The following is a 19,047-nucleotide window of genomic DNA, read 5'->3' on the forward strand; positions in this document are numbered from 1 at the left end:
GAGCTTGACCTCGGGCTGCCCGAACTTCGCCGAATCCGCCGCGATGATGATGTCGCACATCATCGCCAGTTCGCAGCCGCCGCCCAGCGCATAACCGGCTACGCCCGCGATGACTGGCTTGCGGATCTTGCGGATGGTTTCCCAGTTGCGGGTGATGTAGTCGCCCTTGTAGACATCCATGAAGGAGTACTTGGCCATCATGCCGATGTCGGCGCCGGCGGCAAAGGCGCGCTCGCTGCCGGTGATGACGATGGCGCCGATCCCTTCATCCTGGTCGAACGCGGTCAGCGCGGCGCCCAGTTCATCCATCAACGCGTCATTGAGCGCATTCAGGGCCTTCGGGCGGTTCAGCGTGACCAGGCCAACGCGGCCGCGGGTCTCGACCAGGATGTTCTCGTACGGCATGTCTTCTCCTATGTATGGTCAGGCGGATGGCATGGTCGCCACCGGCTGCGGGCTATTCTGCCATCGGTTGCGGCGTGACGGCGCCGGCTAGAGCATGTGCGCCAGGAATTCGCGGGTGCGTGCGTGGGCCGGCGCGCCGAACACTTCGCCCGGCGGCCCTTCCTCGAGAATCTTGCCCTCGTCCATGAAGACGACATGGTTGGCCACTTCCCGGGCAAACCCCATCTCATGGGTGACGACGAGCATGGTCATATGTTCTTCCGCCAACTGCCGCATGGTGCGAAGCACCTCGCCGGTCAGTTCGGGATCCAGCGCCGATGTGGGTTCGTCGAACAGCATGATGTCGGGTTCCATCGCCAGCGCGCGCGCAATCGCCACCCGCTGCTTCTGGCCGCCGGACAGCCGTGCCGGGTAGCTGTCGCGCTTGGCCAGCAGGCCGACCTTGCGCAGCAGTTCCTCGGCCTTGGGGATCACCGCATCGCGCCGCAGCCCCTTGACCGTCACCGGCGCCTCGATGATGTTCTGCAACACCGTCATGTGCGGAAACAGGTTGAACGACTGGAACACCATGCCCATCTTGCGGCAGATGCGACGCACGTCCGCGTCCGGCACATAGCGGGCCGCGCCGTCGGGGCCCGGGGCGGCCAGCATCTCGCCTTCGATGTGAAGGCTGCCGCGGTCGATCACCTCGAGATGGTTCAGGCAACGCAGCAAGGTGCTCTTGCCCGACCCCGACGGGCCGATCACCGCGGTGACATCGCCCTTGCGCAAGGTCAGCGAGACGCCGCGCAAAACCTCCAGCGGCCCGAACGACTTGAAGATATCCCGTGCCGCGATCATGACGCCGGGCGCATCGTGGGAAGGGGCGCCGTTCGGGCTAGTCATCATGTTTGGCATAGCGTTTTTCGAGATTCTGGAAGAACCAGGTCAGAATCAGCGTCATCACCAGATAGAACAGCGCGGCGACGAGGAATGGCGTGGTGGTGAAATCGCGCTGCACGATGCCGCGCGCGGTGCGCAGGATGTCGTTGAGCGCCAGCACGTAGATCAGCGAGGTGTCCTTGATCAGCGTAATGGTCTCGTTGCTGACCGGCGGCAGCACGCGGCTGACCATCTGCGGCAGCACCACCCGCCGCATGGTCTGGAAGTACGTCATGCCCAGCGCCTTGCTGGCCTCGTACTGGCCGCGGTCGACGGATTTGATCCCGGCGCGGAAGATTTCGGCGAAGTAAGCGGCGTAATTGAGCGCGAAGGCCACCACCGCCGCAGGAAAATCGGGCAGCCGCACGCCGATGACCGGCACGAACGGCAGCGCAAAATAGATGAACAGCATCTGCAGCATCAGCGGCGTGCCGCGCATCAGCCAGATATAGCCGTTGACCAGGCCGCTCAGCAGCGGCCATGACGAAATGCGCGCCAGTGCCAGCGCAAGCCCCAGCGGCACCGACAGGGCGAGCGTGATGGCGAATAGCGTCAGCGTGACTTTGGCACCCTGCGCCAGTGGCAGCAGAAGAGATAAGACGTAATCCATGCTCGCGCGTACAGAAGGAGGTGAGGCCTCCGGGAAGCCCGGGGAACGGGTCCGGAGTTGGCGCGCCCCTCGCCTGAAGCGCGAGGGGCGTTGCGCAGGGTCTGGATTACTTGGTGATGTCGGTGCCGAACCACTGGGTGGCGATACGCGCCGCGGTGCCGTCCTGCTTCATCGACGCCAGCGTCTTGTCGAGCTTGCCGAGCAGCTCGGCGTCATCCTTGCGCACGCCGACGCCGTAATCCTCGGTGCCGAAGTTCTCTTCCAATACGCGGTATTCGCCGGCACGCTTGCTGATCAGGTAGCGGCCCACCACCTCATCGACCACGATCGCGTCGAGGCGGCCTGCCGACAGGTCCATCAGCGCCGTCACGTTGTCGCCGAAGGTCTTGAGTTCCTTCAGGCTGGCGGCAATCTGGCTTTCCTTCTTGATGGCATCCACCGCGCTGCTGCCGTCCTGGGCGCCGACGATGCGGCCGGCCAGGTCGGCCTTGGCCTTCACCGGCGACTGGGTGCCGACGATCACGATCTGGTGGTTGGTCATGTACGGCGCGGTAAAGCTGATGTTCTTCTTGCGCTCTTCGGTGATGGTCAGTCCGTTCCACAGCACGTCGACGCGCTTGCCGTTCAGTTCCGCCTCCTTGGCGCTCCAGTCGATCGGCTTGAACTCGACCGTCATGCCGAGACGGCGGCTGGCCTCCTTGGCCATATCGATATCGAAGCCGACCAGCTCGTTGTTGGCATCGCGGAAACCCATCGGCGGGAAATTGTCGTCCAGGCCCACGACGATCCGGGTGGCCGTATCCGTGCCGGCAGCTGGCGCGGGCGCGGATTCTTTCTTGCCGCAGGCGGCGAACAGCGCGACGGAGGAGATCAGGAGCAATGCAGCGAACTTCTTCATAGGATTTCCAATGCGGAGGGGAGAGCGCGCCGGGCTTCGCTCGCGCAGGCCGGCGGGTTTCAGATTGTTGTTGGCAGCGCGATTATAGAGCGGTGCCATGGGCCGGCATTGCGCTGCGGCCGGCATTCGCGCCAATCTCGTCCTACCCGCGGGCAAAAATTGATGCTAACATTTGCCGACCGACTGGTCGGTTTATTTTAGAGGCGTCAGCCCGTACCGACCGCAAGCCTGGAGTCCTCGGTTCCATCCGGCAGGAGACAACAATGCCCCCGACGTCCACGCCCGCTGGCCAGCCGGTCAGCATCGAGAACGGTCCCATCCTGCTGGCATGGCGGGGCCGGGTCGCCATCATCACCCTCAATCGCCCTGACAAGCTCAACAGCTTCACCCGCGCCATGCACCAGGCGCTGCAGCAAGCCCTGGATCACGTCGAGGCCGGCGGCGCCCGCGCCCTGCTGCTGACCGGCGCCGGCCGCGGCTTTTGCGCGGGCCAGGACCTCGCCGACCTGGATTTCACTCCCGGGCATATGACCGACCTGGGCGAGCTGATCGATACCTGGTTCAACCCGCTGATCCGCCGCCTCCAGGGCCTGCCGCTGCCGGTGGTGGCGGCCGTCAACGGCACCGCCGCCGGTGCCGGCGCCAACCTGGCGCTGGCCTGCGACATGGTGCTGGCGGCGCGCTCCGCCAGCTTTATCCAGGCCTTTGTCAAGATCGGGCTGGCGCCGGATTCGGGCGGCACCTGGCTGCTGCCGCAGCGCATCGGCATGGCCCGCGCATTGGGCCTGGCCATGACCGGCGAGCGCCTGAGTGCCGAGGATGCCGAAGCCTGGGGCCTGGTCTGGCAGACCATGGACGATCCGCTGCTGCCGGAACAGGCCCTGGCCCTGGCCACGCATCTGGCCGGCCAGCCGACCCGCGCGCTGGCGGCGATCAAGCGCGCCATGTATGCCAGCGCCACCGCCACGCTCGACGCCCAGCTCGACCTGGAACGCGACCTGCAGCGCGAGCTGGGCCAGTCCGCCGACTATGCGGAGGGGGTCAACGCCTTTCTCGCCAAGCGCGCCCCGCACTTCACCGGCAAGTAGAGCGCGGGCTTGCCCCGCGCATCCCCACACACAGGAGACCAGCTTGAAACAGGACCCCCAGGCCCTCGCGGAAGCCGCCGCGGCCGCGATGTACGAAGCCGACACGTGCAGCCGCTGGCTGGGCATTACGGTCCAGGCCGTGCGCCCCGGCTATGCGCGGCTGACCATGCCGGTGCGCAAGGAATTCCTCAACGGCCACGGCATCTGCCATGGCGGCCTGATGTTTACGCTGGCCGATTCCGCCTTCGCTTTTGCCTGCAACAGCCATAACATCAACACCGTGGCGGCCGGCTGCAGCATCGAGTTCCTGCGGCCCGTGCATGGCGAAGACGTGCTCACCGCCGAGGCCACCGAGCAGGTGCTGTCCGGCCGGCACGGCATCTACGATATCCGCGTGACCAACGCGGCGGGCCAGGCGGTGGCGATGTTCCGCGGCAAGTCCGCGCAGATCAAGGGACACGTGGTGCCGCCGCCCGACGCCACCGATGGCGCCTGAGCCAGGCCCGGCTAGACACTGACGACAAACGCCCCCCGTGCAGGAGACCTCATGAGCACGCGCCTGACCGATCTGCCCCTGGACCCGATCGAGACCGCCAGCCGCGCCGAGCTGCAGGCGTTGCAGCTGGAGCGCCTGAAATGGTCGCTTCACCACGCCTACGCCAATTCGCCGGTCTACCGGCGCAAGTTCGACGAGGCCGGCGTGCATCCGGACCAGCTGCAATCGCTGGCGGACCTGTCTCGCTTTCCGTTCACCAGCAAGCAGGATCTGCGCGACAACTACCCGTTCGGCATGTTCGCAGTGCCGCAGGAGCGGGTCGCGCGCATCCATGCCTCGTCCGGCACCACCGGCAAGCCCACCGTGGTGGGCTACACGCTGCAGGACATCGACAACTGGGCCACGGTGATGGCCCGCTCGATCCGCGCCTCGGGTGCGCGGCGCGGCGACAAGGTGCACATCAGCTATGGCTACGGGCTCTTCACCGGCGGACTGGGCGCGCACTACGGGGTCGAGAAGGCCGGCCTGACCGCGATCCCGTTCGGCGGCGGGCAGACCGAGCGGCAGGTGCAGCTGATCCAGGACTTCAAGCCGGAAGTGATCATGGTGACCCCCAGCTATATGCTGGCGATCGCCGATGAATTCGAGCGCCAGGGCATCGACCCGGCCAGCACCTCGCTGCGCGTCGGCATCTTCGGCGCGGAGCCGTGGACGCCGGAGATGCGGCTGGCGATCGAGAAGCGCATGGGCATTTCGGCGGTCGACATCTATGGCCTGTCGGAAGTGATGGGACCCGGCGTGGCCAACGAATGCGCCGAGACCAAGGACGGCCCGACCATCTGGGAAGACCACTTCTACCCGGAGATCATCGACCCGGACACCGGCGCGGTGCTGCCCGACGGCGAGTTCGGCGAACTGGTGTTCACCTCGCTGACCAAGCAAGCGATGCCGGTGGTGCGCTACCGTACGCGCGACCTGACCCGGCTGCTGCCGGGCACGGCTCGCGCGGCATTTCGCCGCATGGAGAAAGTCACCGGCCGGACCGACGACATGATGATCGTGCGCGGCGTCAACGTGTTCCCGTCGCAGATCGAGGAACTGATCCTCCGGCACGCCGAGCTGGCGCCGCATTACCAGTGCGTGCTGGCCAGGGAAGGCCACCTCGATACGCTGACGGTGCGGGTCGAATGCGCGCATGGCAGCGACACGGCGCTGGCACACCCCGCGCGCGAGCGGCTGGCGCACGAGATCAAGTCTTACATCGGCGTGACCGCCGGGATCGAGGTGCTGCCCGAGGGCGGAATCGAACGGTCGGTGGGGAAGGCGAAGCGGATCGTGGACCAGCGCAGGCGCTGAATCCGCCGGTTTGCTTCCCTCGCCCGATTGTGGAAGAGGGAAGCAAACCTTCGTAGGCTTGGTTCTGTCGCCGTCAACTGCGCGGCATCAGCACCCACATCCTGCCGCCCTGCTTCATCCGTCCGGCGGTCTCGCCGGCGGCATCGCCGGCCCCCCAGAAGAAGTCCGCGCGCACGCCGCCCTTGATCGCGCTGCCGGTATCCTGCGCGAACATCAGGCGCTGGATCGGCTCGGTCGACAGCGGACGCGTGGTCGACAGGAACACCGGCACGCCCAGCGGAATCGTCGCCGGATCGACCGCGATCGAGCGCTCCGCGGTCAGCGGCACGCCCAGCGCGCCCACCGGGCCGTCGTTGCTCGGCGGCAGTTCGCGGAAGAAGACAAAGCGCGGATTGACGTTGAGCATCTCCTCGACGCGGCCGGGATTGGCGCGCGCCCACGCCTTGATGCCCTGCATGGTGGCCTGCGCCGGGGTAATCTCGCCGCGGTCCAGCAGCCACTTGCCGAACGAGCGGAACGGCTGCTCGTTGGTACCGCCGAAGCCCACGCGCATCATGCTGCCGTCCGCCATGCGGATGCGGCCCGAGCCCTGGATCTGCAGGAACGCGGCCTCGACCGCGTCGTCGACCCAGACCAGCTCGTTGCCGCGCATGGCCGGGTTCTGCAGCAGCTCGGCGCGCGCCGGCAGCGCACGGTTGCCGAACTGCGCCGGCTTGCGGTACAGCGGCACCTGGAACCTGCCCTGGCGCGTGCGCGAGCCATGCAGGATGGGCTCGTAGTAGCCGGTGATCAGGCCGCTGTCGGTGCCGTCGCCGTTGACCACGCGGTACGGCTGGAAGTTGCTTTCGAAATACGCGCGCATGGCGTTGATGTCGCCGGCATTGACCATCATGCCCGCGGCGCAGGCGCGGCTCCATTCCGCCCGCTTCTTCAGCGCCTGGCAGCTTTGCTGCAGCGCCGGCCAGGCGGCGCGCACATCGTCCTGGGCCCAGCCGCCGAGCTCGGCCCAGCTGGCGGCCTGCAGCCGGCCCTTCTGCGGCGACGCCGTCGGCGGCGCGGTGCCTGACGGGGTGGTCTCGATGCGCGGCGGCGGGCCACTCATGCAGCCGGCCAGCAGCACCGCTGCGCCGGCCAGCGCAAGCCAGCCGCGCAGGCGGCGCTGCGGGTGGGAGGAAACCTGGGAAACCTGTGGAATCGGGAAAGCGTCCGCGTATGCCATCTTGCTATTGTTCAAAGTCCTGGAAGCCGCGGCCGGCGGGGCGCATTCCGGCGGAATGCCCCTACAATGCCAGCGTCATCCCCCAACCACCGCCTGCGCCCCCGCGGGCCGCGCTGCATCTGACATGAGCAAGTTCTTCGAAGCCCATCCCATGCTGCTGTTCGCCCTGGAAGCCGGCGTGGCGCTGTTCCTGCTGATCTTTATCGTGGTCTGGACCATGGGCACGGCGAAAAAGCACCCGCGTCCCACCCGCGCGCCGTCGGAGCACCCGTCGCGCCGGCCGGCGCAGGGCGACACGCAAGCGCCGCCGCAAGATCAGGACAGCGCACCGCGCCCGTAGGTTCCCCGCGCGTTCAGTGCAGCATGCGCGGCAGCACCAGCGCGAACTCGGGAATCGGCACCTCGAAGCGGTGGCCGTCCTCGGCCACGCAGAAGTACTCGCCCTTCATCGAGCCCACCGGGGTCGAGATCGTGGCCCAGCTGGTGTACTCGAAATGCTCGCCCGGCTTGAGCAGCGGCTGGTGGCCGACCACCCCAAGACCCGCGACTTCCTGCGTGCCGTTGTCGCTGTCCGTGATGATCCAGTGCCGCGAGATCAGCTGTGCGGCGACCTCGCCGGTATTGTGGATGGTGATGGTGTAGGCGAAGGCATGGCGCCCGCGCTCGGGGTCGGACTGGTCCGGCAGGTACTGGGTGCGTACCGACACGGAGAAGGCGTACTCGCTCATTTGGGCAGGGCCGGCGGCGGGAGCGGCCGGCAGGGAAAGGGGTAGCCGCATTGTGCGGGATGGGCGCGACACGGGCAAGAGCGCGGCCGGCCGCGATCGCCCCGGGCGGGCGTAGAATATCGGTCTTTCAACGCCGTGCCGCCTGCCGTGGCCCCGGCCGCCCTTGCCTCCCGGTTGGTCCTGGCGGCCTGGCGGCGTCGCCCGCGGCCCGCCGCCAGCGGCGATAACAGCATTCCCTGCATTCACCGCCCGCCACCATGACCCAGCCCACCTTCCGCATCGCCCCCTCCATCCTGTCCGCCGACTTTGCCCGCCTGGGCGAGGAAGTCCGCCGCGTGACCGAGGCCGGCGCCGACTGGATCCACTTCGACGTGATGGACAACCATTACGTGCCGAACCTGACCGTGGGCCCGCTGGTGTGCGAGGCGATCCGCCCCCACGTAAGCGCGCCCATCGACGTGCACCTGATGGTGCGCCCGGTGGACCGGATCATCCCGGACTTTGCCAAGGCCGGCGCCAACATCATCACCTTCCACCCGGAAGCCAGCGAACACGTCGACCGCTCGCTCGCGCTGATCCGGGATCACGGCTGCCAGGCCGGCCTGGTGTTCAACCCCGCCACGCCGCTGCACCACCTGGACCACGTGATGGACCGGCTGGACGTGATCCTGCTGATGTCGGTCAACCCGGGCTTCGGCGGCCAGTCGTTCATCCCCGAGACGCTGAACAAGCTGCGCGCCGTGCGCCAGCGCATCGACGCGTACACCGCCCGCACCGGCCGCACCATCCTGCTGGAAGTGGACGGCGGCGTGAAGGTCGACAACATCGCCGAGATCGCCAGGGCCGGCGCCGACACCTTCGTGGCCGGCTCGGCCGTGTTCGGCAAGCCCGACGCCGACGGGGGCTACCGCGGCATCATCTCGGCGCTGCGCGGCGAACTGGCCAAGGCCGGCCAATGACGGCGGGCATGGCGCTGCGCCGCACCGACTGGAGCGGCATCGAAGGCGTGATCGTCGACCTGGACGGCACCATGGTCGATACGGCAGGCGACTTCCACGCCTCGATCAACGCCATGCTGCTGGCGCTGGGCCGCCAGCACCCGAACCTGGGACCGGTGGCGCCGATGTCCGGGCAGGAGATCGTCAGCTACGTCGGCAAGGGCTCGGAGAACCTGATCCGGCGCGTGCTCGACGCGCGCTTCTCGCCGCTGCATGCCAACAGCCTCTTTGCCGATGCCTACGCGCTCTACGACCGCGAGTACATCCGCATCAACGGGCAGTTCTCGCAGGTCTACCCGGGCGTGCGCGAAGGCCTGGCGGCAATGAAGGCGGCCGGGCTGCGGCTGGCGTGCGTGACCAACAAGCCCTACAGCTTTACCGAGCCGCTGCTGGCCAAGACCGGGCTGGCGGCGTATTTCGAGCTGGTCTACGGCGGCGACGCGTTCCAGCTGCGCAAGCCCGACCCGTTCCCGCTGCTCAAGGTGGCGGAAGCGTTCCGGCTCGATCCGTCGGCGATGGCCGCCCTCGGCGACTCGGAAAACGACGCCCAGGCGGCGCGCGCGGCGGGCATGGGCGTGCTGCTGGTGCCCTATGGCTACAACCATGGCAATCCTGTACAAGCCGTCGAGGCCGATGGTATAGTCGACACCATTGCCCACGCCGCAGCGCTGTTTGCGGCACACCGGGCAGGTCATCGCTGAGGCCGGTTCCGAGACCGGCCGCGACTGAAATCCCTGAACATTCAATGTTTCTCAACCGCAAACGCATCTCTTCTGGCAGTGATCGGCAGGCCTGGCCCTGGCGTCGCTGGCGCGCCTCCCAACAGGCGTAAAGTGCGTTCGCGAGTCTGCTGACACGCCTTCGATCCGAAGGCGTCGCCACATCCGGCCCAGGCGACCAGCCATGCCGGGCATCACCACCCAAACCCGCCGAGCCGGCGTAGCCTTGTTTCTCTGCTACGTTTAGCTCAAGAATGCGCCGCGCGCCCTCTTTCCGGCCGTGTGCAGCCTTGTCCGCAAGCTTGCTGCACCACGGTCCGCAACCGGGGCGGGATTCCCATACGCTCCAGCCAACTCTGCCGACATCCGGCACCGCGCCTGACCATCGCTCGCGGCGCGGGCCGAACAAGAGGACCGACATGACCGAACTGGAATTCAAATCGCTGGCCGACCAGGGCTACAACCGCATCCCGCTGATCGCCGAGGCCTTTGCCGACCTGGAAACGCCGCTGTCGCTGTACCTGAAGCTGGCCCAGTCGCAGACGCGCGGGGTCAACACTTTCCTGCTGGAATCGGTGGTCGGCGGCGAGCGCTTCGGCCGCTATTCCTTCATCGGCCTGCATGCGCGCACGCTGCTGCGCGCCTACGGCAACCGCACCGAAGTGGTGACCGACGGCAAGGTGGCGGAAACCCACGAAGGCAATCCCCTCGATTTCATCGCCGAGTTCGAGAGCCGCTTCAAGGTGGCGCTGCGCCCCGGCCTGCCGCGCTTCTGCGGCGGCCTGGCCGGCTACTTCGGCTACGACGCGGTGCGCTATATCGAGAAGAAGCTCGCCAATACGCAGAAGCCCGACGACCTGAACCTGCCCGACATCCAGCTGCTGCTGTGCGAAGAGCTGGCGGTGATCGACAACCTGTCGGGCAAGCTCTACCTGATCGTCTACGCCGACCCGACCACGCCGGAAGCCTATTCCCGCGCGCGCCAGCGCCTGCGCGAGCTGCGCATGAAGCTGCGCCAGCCGGTCGACGTGCCGGTGACCAGCCCGTCGGTGCAGACCGAGGTCTACCGCGAATTCGCCAAGGCCGACTACCTGGCCGCCGTGCACAAGGCCAAGGAGTACATCATGGCCGGCGACATGATGCAGGTGCAGATCGGCCAGCGCCTGGTCAAGCCGTACCGCGACGCGCCGCTGTCGCTGTACCGCGCGCTGCGCTCGCTGAATCCGTCGCCGTACATGTACTTCTACAACTTCGGCGATTTCCAGGTGGTGGGCGCGTCGCCGGAAATCCTGGTGCGCCAGGAGGAGCGCAAGGTCGGCACCAATGGTGACACCCGCAGCGAACACATCGTCACCATCCGCCCGCTGGCCGGCACCCGCCCACGCGGCAATACACCGGAAAAAGACGCCCAGCTTGCCACTGAGCTGCTCAACGATCCCAAGGAGATCGCCGAGCATGTGATGCTGATCGACCTGGCGCGCAACGATATCGGCCGCATCGCCGAGACCGGCTCGGTCAAGGTCACCGACAAGATGGTGATCGAGAAATACTCGCATGTGCAGCATATCGTCAGCTCGGTCGAAGGCACGCTGCGCGAGGGCATGAGCAACCTCGACGTGCTGCGCGCGACCTTCCCGGCCGGCACGCTGTCGGGCGCGCCCAAGGTCCACGCGATGGAAATCATCGACGAACTCGAGCCGCGCAAGCGCGGCATCTATGGCGGCGCGGTGGGCTACCTGTCGTTCGGCGGCGAGATGGACCTGGCCATCGCCATCCGCACCGGCATCGTCAAGGACGGCAATCTCTACGTGCAGGCAGCCGCCGGCATCGTTGCCGATTCGGATCCCGAAGCCGAATGGAGGGAAACCGAGGCCAAGGCGCGCGCCGTGATTCGCGCCGCCGAGCAGGTCCAGGATGGCCTGGACTCCGACATCTGAGAGAACAGGAGACAGACGCCATGCTGCTGATGATCGACAACTACGATTCGTTCACCTACAACCTGGTCCAGTACTTCGGCGAACTGGGCGTGGACGTGCGCACCTATCGCAACGACGAGATCACCATCGAGGAAATCGAGGCGCTGAAGCCCGACCACATCTGCGTGTCGCCCGGCCCGTGCAGCCCGAAAGAGGCCGGCATCTCGGTCGCGGCGCTGCAGCACTTCGCCGGCAAGATCCCGATGCTGGGCGTATGCCTGGGCCACCAGGCCATCGGCGAAGCCTTCGGCGGCAAGGTGATCCGGGCCAAGCAGGTGATGCACGGCAAGGTCAGCACTATCGAGACCACGCAGCAAGGCGTCTTCGCCGGGCTGCCCAAGCACTTCGACGTGACGCGCTATCATTCGCTGGCGATCGAGCGCGAGACCCTGCCCGATTGCCTGGAGATCACCGCCTGGACCCCGGACGGCGAGATCATGGGCGTGCGCCACAAAACGCTCGCCGTCGAAGGCGTACAGTTCCATCCCGAGTCGATCCTGTCCGAGCATGGCCATGCGATGCTGGCCAACTTCGTCAAGGCGCCGCGATGAGACTGCTCGATTCCGCACCTTCCAGCCCGCACCACGCCATCCAGACTGTCAACGAGAACGCCATGATCACGCCGCAAGAAGCCCTGACGCGCTGCATCGAGCACCGCGAAATCTTCCATGACGAGATGCTGCACCTGATGCGGCAGATCATGCAGGCGCAGATCTCGCCGGTGATGGCCGCCGCGATCCTGACCGGTCTGCGCGTCAAGAAGGAAACCATCGGCGAGATCTCCGCCGCCGCGCAGGTGATGCGCGAGTTCGCCAACAAGGTGGCGGTGAAGGACCGCGAGAACTTCGTCGATATCGTCGGCACCGGCGGCGATGGCTCGCACACGTTCAATATCTCGACCGCGTCGATGTTCGTCGCCGCCGCCGCGGGCGCGAAGATCGCCAAGCACGGCAACCGCGGCGTCAGCTCCAAGTCCGGCAGCGCCGACGTGCTGGAGGCGCTGGGCGTGAACATCATGCTGACCCCCGAGCAGGTCGGCCAGTGCATCGAAGAAACCGGCATCGGCTTCATGTTTGCGCCCACGCACCACCCGGCGATGAAGAACGTCGCGCCGATCCGCAAGGAAATGGGTGTGCGGACCATCTTCAATATCCTGGGGCCGCTGACCAACCCGGCCGATGCGCCCAACATCCTGATGGGCGTGTTCCACCCCGACCTGGTCGGCATCCAGGTGCGGGTGATGCAGCGCCTGGGCGCGCAGCACGCCATCGTGGTGTACGGCAAGGACGGCATGGACGAGGTCTCGCTCGGCGCCGCCACGCTGGTGGGCGAACTGAAGGACGGCGAAGTGCGCGAGTACGAGATCCATCCCGAGGACTTCGGCCTGTCGATGATTTCCAACCGCGGCCTCAAGGTTGCCGACGCTGCCGAATCGAAGGAAATGCTGCTCGAGGCGCTATCGAACGCGCCGGGCACGCCGCGCGAGATCGTGTCGCTGAACGCCGGCACCGCGCTGTACGCCGCCAACGTGGCGGACTCGGTCGAAGACGGCATCCGCCGCGCGCGCGAGGCCATCGCCAGCGGCGCGGCACGGCAGAAGCTCGACGCCTTCGTGCGGGCCACGCAGCAGTTCAAGGCCTGATCCCTTTATTTCCGCCAGATAGCCGCATGTCCGACATCCTGCAAAAGATCCTGGCCGTCAAGGCCGACGAAGTCGCCGCCGCGCGCAAGCGGCGCGACCTGCCCAGCCTGCGCGCCGAGGCCGAAAGCCTGCGCAGCGAGGCCGGCCTCGCGCCGCGCGGCTTCGAGCGCGCGCTGCGCGACAAGATCGCGGCCGGCCACGCCGCGGTGATCGCCGAGATCAAGAAGGCCTCGCCGTCCAAGGGCGTGCTGCGCGAGCAGTTCCTGCCCGAGGCCATCGCCGAGAGCTATGCCACGCATGGCGCGGCCTGCCTGTCGGTACTGACCGACGAGCACTTCTTCCAGGGCCACGCCGACTACCTGAAGCGCGCCCGCGGCGCCTGCCCGCTGCCGGCGCTGCGCAAGGACTTCATGGTCGACCTGTACCAGGTCTATGAAGCGCGCACCTGGGGAGCCGACTGCATCCTGCTGATCGTCGCCGCGCTGGACCATGGCCTGATGGCGGAGCTGGAAGCGTGCGCGCTGGAACTCGGCATGGACGTGCTGGTGGAAGTGCACGGCGACGATGAGCTGGAAGCCGCGCTGCGGCTGAAGACGCCGCTGCTGGGCGTAAACAACCGCAACCTGCGCACCTTCGAGGTGTCGCTGGACAACACGCTGGACCTGCTGCCGCATATTCCGGCCGACAAGCTGGTGGTGACCGAATCGGGCATCCTCGCGCCGGCGGACGTGAAGCGCATGCGCGATGCCAATGTGCACGCGTTCCTGGTGGGCGAGGCCTTCATGCGGGCGAAGGAACCCGGGGTGGAGCTGGCGCGGTTGTTTGGTTGATTTCCTCCCCCATGCCCCAGGAAATCGAACTCAAACTCGCCGTCCCCGACGCCGCGCTGGCCCCGCTGGCCGCGTGGCTCGACGCCAACGGCCAGCCGCAAGGCAAAGGCACGCTGCTCAACGTCTACCTCGACACACCCGAGCGTCACCTGGCCCGGGCGCGCGCCGCGCTGCGCCTGCGCCGCAAGGGCGAGCAGTGGCTGCAGACGCTGAAGACCGCCGGCAGCAGCCAGGGCGGCCTGGCCACGCGGCATGAGTGGGAGACCGCCATCGCCGGCGAGGCCATCGAGCTGCACAGCTTTCCCGCAGAGGCGCAAGCCGTTCTGGCGCCGCTGATCGGCAGCCTGGCGCCGGTATTCCGCACCGACTTCATCCGCCGCACCTGGATCGTCACGCAGGACGGCGCGCGCATCGAAGCCGCGCTCGACACCGGCACCATCAGCGCGCCAAGTAGTGCCGCGCAGGAGCGCATCCAGGAACTCGAGCTGGAATGGCTCGATGGCGACGCCGCGCACGCCGCGGATGCGCTGCGTGCCTTCGCCGCACGGCTTGCCGCCGTGGCTGCGCTGGCGCCGTCGGACCTGAGCAAGGCCGCGCGCGGCTACCGCCTGGCGGGAATCGCCGAGGGCAAGGCGTCATAATCGCGGTTTTCCCGCCGCGCATTTACCGCATGCAAGCCGATCTATTTGCCGAGGCGCCACGCGCCCCCGGCGAACCCTCCCCCGCCGCCAGCCTGCAAGCCCAGGCCGACGCCCTGCCCGCCGCCTGGCGCGCCTTGCTCGAGCCCTGCATCGCCGTTCCGGCGTGGCGCGAGTTGGCCGCCTTTGTCGACGGCGAGCGCGCCGCCGGCAAGCCCGTGTTCCCGCACCATGTCTTCCACGCGCTGCACCTGACGCCGCCCGACGCGGTCAAGGTGGTGATCCTGGGCCAGGACCCCTACCACGGCACCGGCACGGTCGGCGGGGTGGAGCTGCCGCAGGCGCACGGGCTCGCCTTCTCGGTGCCCGAAGGCATCAAGGTGCCGCCCAGCCTGCGCAACATCTTCAAGGAAATCGCCGCGGAATTCGGCGCCGACGGCAACTGCCCGCCGCGCACTTCCGGCAACCTGGAAGGTTGGGCGCGCCAGGGCGTGCTGCTGCTCAACACCGTGCTGACCGTCGAGCAGGGCCAGGCCGCCAGCCATGCGCGGCGCGGCTGGGAAGCGGTCACCGATTGCCTGATCCAGCACCTCGCCGCAAGCCGGCCGAACCTGGTGTTCATGCTGTGGGGCAGCCATGCCCAGGCCAAGAAGCCGCTGCTGGGCGCGGGCCACTGCGTGCTGAAAGCGCCGCACCCGTCGCCGTTGTCGGCGCACCGGGGCTTCCTCGGCTGCGGCCACTTCCGCGAGGCCAACCGCTGGCTGCAGGCCCACGGCCGCACGCCGGTCGACTGGACCGCCGCCTAGCAGGCCGCGCCGCTAGACCGTCGGCCGGAGTTCGAAGCCGGCGAACTCACCGTCTCCGCGCCCGACCTCGACAAACGTCACCTGCGCCGCCGGCGGGCCGGTCTCCATCCACGCCTGCAGCGCTTCCAGCTGCCTGACCGTGCCATGCGCCATCACCTCGACCGTGCCGTCGGCCCGGTTGCGCACCCAGCCGCCCAGGCCGAGATCATCCGCCGCGTCGGCGCAGGCGGCGCGATAGCCCACGCCCTGCACGCGCCCATGCGCGACCAGGCGCCAGGTTGCCTTGTTCATGGCCGTTTTCCCGTGAGCGCACGCGACGCGTGCGCGTTCTGTCATCGACACCAAGTAAACTAGACCGCCATGCCGGGCGTTACAAAGGGTGCGCGCTGCACGGGGTGAAGCCGGCGGCATACGCCAATAAGCTCAGCTCACCACGGTCGTTCCCGCGCAGGCGGGAACCCAGTGACTTTGTCCCCGGGGCATGAAAGACGCTGGATTCCCGCCTACGCGGGAATGACAGTAGCCATGGATTGGCGAACTGAACCCGGGCAGGCCACAAGCACGCCCTTTCGCTCGAATCCACCCGAGAAGCGTCCATGATGCCACCCGCCGACCGCAACGCGGCCCAGCCCGCTCCGGGCTTTGACAGCCAGCTGCTGCGCGCCCCGCCCAACCGCTTCGACCTGGCGCTGCTGCCGATCATCCTTGCGGTGATCGTGATGATCGCGTTCGCCGCGCAGCAGATGAATGTCCCGTTCCGCCCCGACCAGCCGCTGGCGGTGCATCTGGACGTGGCCTACCTGCCCTACTACCTGATGCGCACCAGCGTGCGCATGCTGGCCGCGCTGGCGGCGTCGCTGCTGTTCTCGCTGGCCTTCGCCGCGCTGGCGTCCAAGAGCCGCAGCGCGGAAAAGGTGCTCGTGCCCGCGCTCGACATCCTGCAGTCGATCCCGGTGCTGGGCTTCCTGTCGATCACCGTGACCGGGTTCATCGCCCTGTTTCCGGGCAACCTGGCGGGCGTGGAGTGCGCGGCGATCTTTGCCATCTTCACCTCGCAAGCCTGGAACATGGCGTTCAGCCTGTACCAGTCGTTCCGCACCATCCCGGGCGACTTGCTGGAGGCCGCGGCGATGTTCCGGCTGTCGCCGTGGCAGCGCTTCTGGCGGCTGGAAGTGCCGTACGCCATGCCGGGGCTGCTGTGGAACATGATGATGTCGATGTCCGGCGGCTGGTTCTTCGTGGTCGCGTCCGAGGCGATCTCGGTATCGGGCCACGATATCCGGCTGCCCGGCATCGGCTCCTATATCGCGCTGGCGATCCAGCAACAGGACCTGGCCGCGATCGGCTGGGCCATCGTGGCAATGCTGGCGGGCATCCTGCTGTACGACCAGTTGCTGTTCCGCCCGCTGGTGGCCTGGGCCGACCGCTTCCGCTTCGAGACCCTGGCGCAGGACAAGCTGCCGCAGTCGTGGCTGCTGGACCTGCTGCGGCGCTCGGCGTGGGCAGGGGCTTTGCTGGCGCAGGCCGCGGCGCTGGGCTCGCGCACGCTGGCGTGGGGCGCGCGCGGGCGTGCGCCGGCGCCGGCCAGGCCGATCGATCCGCGCCGCGCGCGATGGCTGGGCCGTGCGCGCGATACGGCGATCGTGCTGGTCGCGCTGGCCGCGCTGCTGCGCGTGGGCTATTTCGTCCACAGCGAGGTGGGCTGGTCCGAAGTGGTCCATGTGCTGTGGCTGGGCACGCTGACCATGGTGCGGGTGATCGTGCTGATCGCGCTTGCGGCGCTGGTGTGGGTGCCGATCGGCATCCGCATCGGCCTGAACCCGGACCTGGCGCGCATCGCGCAACCCGTCGCCCAGTTCCTGGCCGCGTTCCCGGCCAACCTGATGTTCCCGCTGGCGGTAATGCTGATCGCGCGCTTCGGGCTGAATCCCGAGATCTGGCTAAGCCCGCTGCTGATCTTCGGCACCCAGTGGTACATCCTGTTCAACGTGATCGCGGGGGCGTCGGGCATCCCCACGGAACTGAGGCTTGCCGCGCGCAACTTCGGCCTGCGCGGGTGGCTGTTGTGGAAGCGCTTCCTGATTCCGGCGGTGTTCCCCAGCCTGCTGACCGGCCTGGTGACTGCAGCGGGCGGCTCGTGGAACGCCAGCATCGTGTCTGAATACGTGACCTGGGGCGACCGCACCATCGTCGCCACCGGCCTCGGCAGCTATATCGCCGAGACCACCGCGCGCGGCGACTTCCCCCGCATTGCGCTGGGCATCGTCGTGATGGCGCTGTTCGTGGTCGGCTTCAACCGGCTGCTGTGGAACCGCCTGTACCAACTCGCGCAGGAGCGCACACGCTTGTAAGGCACCAAGGCAACGATGGCAGAGAACATTGCAACCCCCACCGCCGCGGCGGTGATTGAACTGCGCGGCGTCGGCAAGGTCTTCCGCACCGCCAGCCAGAGCGACCGCGCCGTGCTCGAGGGCGTCGACCTGACCCTGCGCGAGGGCGAGATCGTCGCCATGCTGGGCAAGTCCGGCTCGGGCAAGTCCACGCTGCTGCGCATCATGGCTGGGCTGGTCGGTGCCGACCGCGGCGAGGTGCGTTTCCGCGGCCAGCGCCTGGCCGGCACCGCCGAGGGCATCGCCATGGTGTTCCAGTCTTTCGCGCTGTTTCCGTGGCTGACGGTGCAGCAGAACGTGGAACTGGGACTCGAGGCGCAGGGCGTGCCCCGGGCCGAGCGCGAGCGCCGCGCCGAGGCCGCGATCGACATGATCGGCCTGGCGGGCTTCAACAGCGCGCTGCCGCGCGAGCTGTCAGGCGGCATGCGGCAGCGCGTTGGCATCGCGCGCGCGCTGGTGACCGAGCCCGACCTGCTGCTGATGGATGAAGCGTTCTCGGCGCTGGACGTCCTGACCGGCGAGACCTTGCGCGACGAGATGCTGGCGCTGTGGGAAAGCGGGCGCGCCAATATCAAGGGAATCCTGATCGTTTCGCACAATATCGAAGAAGCGGTGATGATGGCCGACCGAATCGTGATCCTGTCGAGCGACCCGGGCCGCATCCGCGCCGAAGTGCCGGTGGCGCTGCCGCGCCCGCGCAACCGCGACAGCGCGCAGGTGCGCGCGCTGGTCGACCAGATCTACGCGCTGATGACGGCCCCGGCGGCCGAGGCGCGCGTGCCGGCGCACGCGCGCGAGATCGGCTACCGGCTGCCGGACGCCGACATCAGCCAGATGGAAGCCATCCTCGACCTGCTGTGCGAGGCGCCCTTCCACTGCCGCGCCGACCTGCCCCACCTGGCCGACGAAGCCGGCCTGACCGACGACGAGCTGCTGCCGGCCTGCGAAGCGCTGCAACTGGTGCAGCTGGTGTCGATCGAGGCCGGCGACATCGCCGCCACCGACGCGGGTCGCGCCTACTACGCCGCCGGGCCACAGCAGCGCAAGGCGATCTTCGGCCGGCAACTGCTCGCCAACGTCGCGCTGGCCGCGCATGTGCGCCGCGAGCTGGTGGCGAGCGAAGCGGGAGAGATCCGCGAGGAACAAGTGCTCGAAGAGCTGGAGCAGTTCCTCAAGCCGGCCGAGGCCGAACGCGTGCTGAGCGTGGCGATCGGATGGGGGCGGTATGGGGAGATCTTCGAGTACAGCTATCACAGCGGGATGCTGACGTTGCCGGAGGACGAGGGGGCTGCCGGGCACGGCATTTAACTTCGCGCTGGGCTGCTTC

General features: G+C 67.7%; 21 protein-coding genes (1 of these 21 running past the window's edge). 14 read left to right on the forward strand and 7 right to left on the reverse strand.

The annotated features are described in order from the left end of the window. From RALTA_RS13445 to RALTA_RS13460, 4 genes are all read right to left on the reverse strand, one after another. A protein-coding gene (locus tag RALTA_RS13445; RefSeq protein ID WP_012353982.1) for an enoyl-CoA hydratase crosses the window boundary here: on the reverse strand, positions 1 to 405 show its 5' portion. It extends 372 nt beyond the left edge of the window; 405 of the gene's 777 nt are visible here — the first part of the coding sequence; the start codon lies at positions 403 to 405; the stop codon falls past the left edge of the window. An 87-nt stretch (positions 406 to 492) separates the two neighbouring features. Then, positions 493 to 1,245: an amino acid ABC transporter ATP-binding protein gene (locus RALTA_RS13450; protein ID WP_012353983.1), complete on the reverse strand. Its 753-nt coding sequence runs from the start codon at positions 1,243 to 1,245 to the stop codon at positions 493 to 495. A gap of 37 nt (positions 1,246 to 1,282) precedes the next feature. Then, positions 1,283 to 1,936 carry an amino acid ABC transporter permease gene (locus RALTA_RS13455; RefSeq protein WP_012353984.1) on the reverse strand — a complete coding sequence of 218 codons (654 nt, stop codon included), beginning with the start codon at positions 1,934 to 1,936 and terminating at the stop codon, positions 1,283 to 1,285. A 106-nt stretch (positions 1,937 to 2,042) separates the two neighbouring features. Then, a complete protein-coding gene (locus tag RALTA_RS13460; protein WP_012353985.1) occupies positions 2,043 to 2,834 on the reverse strand; it encodes an amino acid ABC transporter substrate-binding protein in 792 nt (263 codons plus the stop codon). Positions 2,835 to 3,097: 263 nt separating this feature from the next. Here RALTA_RS13460 and paaG point away from each other — a divergent pair, with 263 nt between their 5' ends. Genes paaG through paaK form a run of 3 tightly spaced genes read left to right on the forward strand, consistent with a single transcriptional unit; the run spans position 3,098 to position 5,774 of the window. Further along, entirely contained in the window at positions 3,098 to 3,922 is an 825-nt protein-coding gene (gene paaG, locus RALTA_RS13465; protein ID WP_012353986.1) for a 2-(1,2-epoxy-1,2-dihydrophenyl)acetyl-CoA isomerase PaaG, read from the forward strand. Between the two features lie 43 nt (positions 3,923 to 3,965). Continuing rightward, positions 3,966 to 4,418, forward strand: coding sequence for a hydroxyphenylacetyl-CoA thioesterase PaaI (gene paaI, locus RALTA_RS13470; protein ID WP_012353987.1), 453 nt, complete (start codon positions 3,966 to 3,968; stop codon positions 4,416 to 4,418). Between the two features lie 51 nt (positions 4,419 to 4,469). Next, positions 4,470 to 5,774: a phenylacetate--CoA ligase PaaK gene (gene paaK, locus RALTA_RS13475; RefSeq protein ID WP_012353988.1), complete on the forward strand. Its 1,305-nt coding sequence runs from the start codon at positions 4,470 to 4,472 to the stop codon at positions 5,772 to 5,774. Positions 5,775 to 5,847: 73 nt separating this feature from the next. On the opposite strand, the gene mltA is transcribed toward paaK, so the two are convergent. Then, the gene (gene mltA / locus RALTA_RS13480; RefSeq protein WP_012353989.1) at positions 5,848 to 6,993 is read right to left on the reverse strand and encodes a murein transglycosylase A; all 1,146 of its coding nucleotides are present in this window, start codon (positions 6,991 to 6,993) and stop codon (positions 5,848 to 5,850) included. Between the two features lie 124 nt (positions 6,994 to 7,117). Here mltA and RALTA_RS13485 point away from each other — a divergent pair, with 124 nt between their 5' ends. After that, positions 7,118 to 7,333 carry a hypothetical protein gene (locus tag RALTA_RS13485; protein WP_012353990.1) on the forward strand — a complete coding sequence of 72 codons (216 nt, stop codon included), beginning with the start codon at positions 7,118 to 7,120 and terminating at the stop codon, positions 7,331 to 7,333. Positions 7,334 to 7,346: 13 nt separating this feature from the next. Here RALTA_RS13485 and apaG read toward each other — a convergent pair whose 3' ends face one another. Next, positions 7,347 to 7,721, reverse strand: coding sequence for a Co2+/Mg2+ efflux protein ApaG (gene apaG, locus RALTA_RS13490; protein WP_012353991.1), 375 nt, complete (start codon positions 7,719 to 7,721; stop codon positions 7,347 to 7,349). A 257-nt stretch (positions 7,722 to 7,978) separates the two neighbouring features. Between apaG and rpe the strand changes: the two genes are divergently transcribed. The 8 genes from rpe to RALTA_RS13530 all read left to right on the forward strand — a co-directional run bounded on the left by rpe (position 7,979) and on the right by RALTA_RS13530 (position 15,330). Continuing rightward, positions 7,979 to 8,680, forward strand: coding sequence for a ribulose-phosphate 3-epimerase (rpe, locus tag RALTA_RS13495; RefSeq protein ID WP_012353992.1), 702 nt, complete (start codon positions 7,979 to 7,981; stop codon positions 8,678 to 8,680). Further along, entirely contained in the window at positions 8,677 to 9,420 is a 744-nt protein-coding gene (gene gph / locus RALTA_RS13500; protein WP_012353993.1) for a phosphoglycolate phosphatase, read from the forward strand. The genes rpe and gph overlap by 4 nt, the downstream gene beginning before the upstream one ends. Positions 9,421 to 9,857: 437 nt before the next feature. After that, positions 9,858 to 11,375, forward strand: coding sequence for an anthranilate synthase component I (gene trpE, locus RALTA_RS13505; protein WP_012353994.1), 1,518 nt, complete (start codon positions 9,858 to 9,860; stop codon positions 11,373 to 11,375). 20 nt (positions 11,376 to 11,395) lie between these two features. Beyond that, positions 11,396 to 11,965, forward strand: a complete 570-nt coding sequence (locus tag RALTA_RS13510; protein ID WP_012353995.1) for an aminodeoxychorismate/anthranilate synthase component II — start codon at positions 11,396 to 11,398, stop codon at positions 11,963 to 11,965. A gap of 62 nt (positions 11,966 to 12,027) precedes the next feature. Then, positions 12,028 to 13,056: an anthranilate phosphoribosyltransferase gene (trpD, locus tag RALTA_RS13515; RefSeq protein ID WP_085960202.1), complete on the forward strand. Its 1,029-nt coding sequence runs from the start codon at positions 12,028 to 12,030 to the stop codon at positions 13,054 to 13,056. A 26-nt stretch (positions 13,057 to 13,082) separates the two neighbouring features. Beyond that, on the forward strand, positions 13,083 to 13,886 hold the full coding sequence (gene trpC, locus RALTA_RS13520; protein WP_012353997.1) for an indole-3-glycerol phosphate synthase TrpC: 804 nt from the start codon (positions 13,083 to 13,085) through the stop codon (positions 13,884 to 13,886). Positions 13,887 to 13,897: 11 nt separating this feature from the next. Then, complete coding sequence (locus tag RALTA_RS13525; RefSeq protein ID WP_012353998.1) at positions 13,898 to 14,527, forward strand: CYTH domain-containing protein; 630 nt, start codon at positions 13,898 to 13,900, stop codon at positions 14,525 to 14,527. Positions 14,528 to 14,556: 29 nt separating this feature from the next. Continuing rightward, on the forward strand, positions 14,557 to 15,330 hold the full coding sequence (locus RALTA_RS13530) for a uracil-DNA glycosylase (protein ID WP_012353999.1): 774 nt from the start codon (positions 14,557 to 14,559) through the stop codon (positions 15,328 to 15,330). Positions 15,331 to 15,342: 12 nt separating this feature from the next. Here RALTA_RS13530 and RALTA_RS13535 read toward each other — a convergent pair whose 3' ends face one another. After that, the gene (locus RALTA_RS13535) at positions 15,343 to 15,621 is read right to left on the reverse strand and encodes an acylphosphatase (protein WP_012354000.1); all 279 of its coding nucleotides are present in this window, start codon (positions 15,619 to 15,621) and stop codon (positions 15,343 to 15,345) included. Positions 15,622 to 15,926: 305 nt separating this feature from the next. Between RALTA_RS13535 and RALTA_RS13540 the strand changes: the two genes are divergently transcribed. Further along, positions 15,927 to 17,681, forward strand: a complete 1,755-nt coding sequence (locus tag RALTA_RS13540; RefSeq protein WP_012354001.1) for an ABC transporter permease — start codon at positions 15,927 to 15,929, stop codon at positions 17,679 to 17,681. Between the two features lie 15 nt (positions 17,682 to 17,696). Next, complete coding sequence (locus RALTA_RS13545; protein ID WP_012354002.1) at positions 17,697 to 19,028, forward strand: ABC transporter ATP-binding protein; 1,332 nt, start codon at positions 17,697 to 17,699, stop codon at positions 19,026 to 19,028. The last annotated feature ends 19 nt before the right edge of the window (positions 19,029 to 19,047 follow it).

The organism is Cupriavidus taiwanensis LMG 19424, assembly GCF_000069785.1.
In the GTDB taxonomy this organism is placed as follows: Bacteria; Pseudomonadota; Gammaproteobacteria; order Burkholderiales; family Burkholderiaceae; genus Cupriavidus; species Cupriavidus taiwanensis.

Bases quoted from the DNA above. Each gene is read 5' to 3' on its own strand.
- RALTA_RS13450 (WP_012353983.1), bottom strand. From the start codon at position 1,245: ATGATCGCGGCACGGGATATCTTCAAGTCGTTCGGGCCGCTGGAGGTT.
- RALTA_RS13455 (WP_012353984.1), bottom strand. From the start codon at position 1,936: ATGGATTACGTCTTATCTCTTCTGCTGCCACTGGCGCAGGGTGCCAAA.
- RALTA_RS13460 (WP_012353985.1), bottom strand. From the start codon at position 2,834: ATGAAGAAGTTCGCTGCATTGCTCCTGATCTCCTCCGTCGCGCTGTTC.
- paaG (WP_012353986.1), top strand. From the start codon at position 3,098: ATGCCCCCGACGTCCACGCCCGCTGGCCAGCCGGTCAGCATCGAGAAC.
- paaK (WP_012353988.1), top strand. From the start codon at position 4,470: ATGAGCACGCGCCTGACCGATCTGCCCCTGGACCCGATCGAGACCGCC.
- mltA (WP_012353989.1), bottom strand. From the start codon at position 6,993: ATGGCATACGCGGACGCTTTCCCGATTCCACAGGTTTCCCAGGTTTCC.
- RALTA_RS13485 (WP_012353990.1), top strand. From the start codon at position 7,118: ATGAGCAAGTTCTTCGAAGCCCATCCCATGCTGCTGTTCGCCCTGGAA.
- apaG (WP_012353991.1), bottom strand. From the start codon at position 7,721: ATGAGCGAGTACGCCTTCTCCGTGTCGGTACGCACCCAGTACCTGCCG.
- rpe (WP_012353992.1), top strand. From the start codon at position 7,979: ATGACCCAGCCCACCTTCCGCATCGCCCCCTCCATCCTGTCCGCCGAC.
- gph (WP_012353993.1), top strand. From the start codon at position 8,677: ATGACGGCGGGCATGGCGCTGCGCCGCACCGACTGGAGCGGCATCGAA.
- trpE (WP_012353994.1), top strand. From the start codon at position 9,858: ATGACCGAACTGGAATTCAAATCGCTGGCCGACCAGGGCTACAACCGC.
- RALTA_RS13510 (WP_012353995.1), top strand. From the start codon at position 11,396: ATGCTGCTGATGATCGACAACTACGATTCGTTCACCTACAACCTGGTC.
- trpD (WP_085960202.1), top strand. From the start codon at position 12,028: ATGATCACGCCGCAAGAAGCCCTGACGCGCTGCATCGAGCACCGCGAA.
- trpC (WP_012353997.1), top strand. From the start codon at position 13,083: ATGTCCGACATCCTGCAAAAGATCCTGGCCGTCAAGGCCGACGAAGTC.
- RALTA_RS13525 (WP_012353998.1), top strand. From the start codon at position 13,898: ATGCCCCAGGAAATCGAACTCAAACTCGCCGTCCCCGACGCCGCGCTG.
- RALTA_RS13530 (WP_012353999.1), top strand. From the start codon at position 14,557: ATGCAAGCCGATCTATTTGCCGAGGCGCCACGCGCCCCCGGCGAACCC.
- RALTA_RS13535 (WP_012354000.1), bottom strand. From the start codon at position 15,621: ATGAACAAGGCAACCTGGCGCCTGGTCGCGCATGGGCGCGTGCAGGGC.
- RALTA_RS13540 (WP_012354001.1), top strand. From the start codon at position 15,927: ATGATGCCACCCGCCGACCGCAACGCGGCCCAGCCCGCTCCGGGCTTT.
- RALTA_RS13545 (WP_012354002.1), top strand. From the start codon at position 17,697: ATGGCAGAGAACATTGCAACCCCCACCGCCGCGGCGGTGATTGAACTG.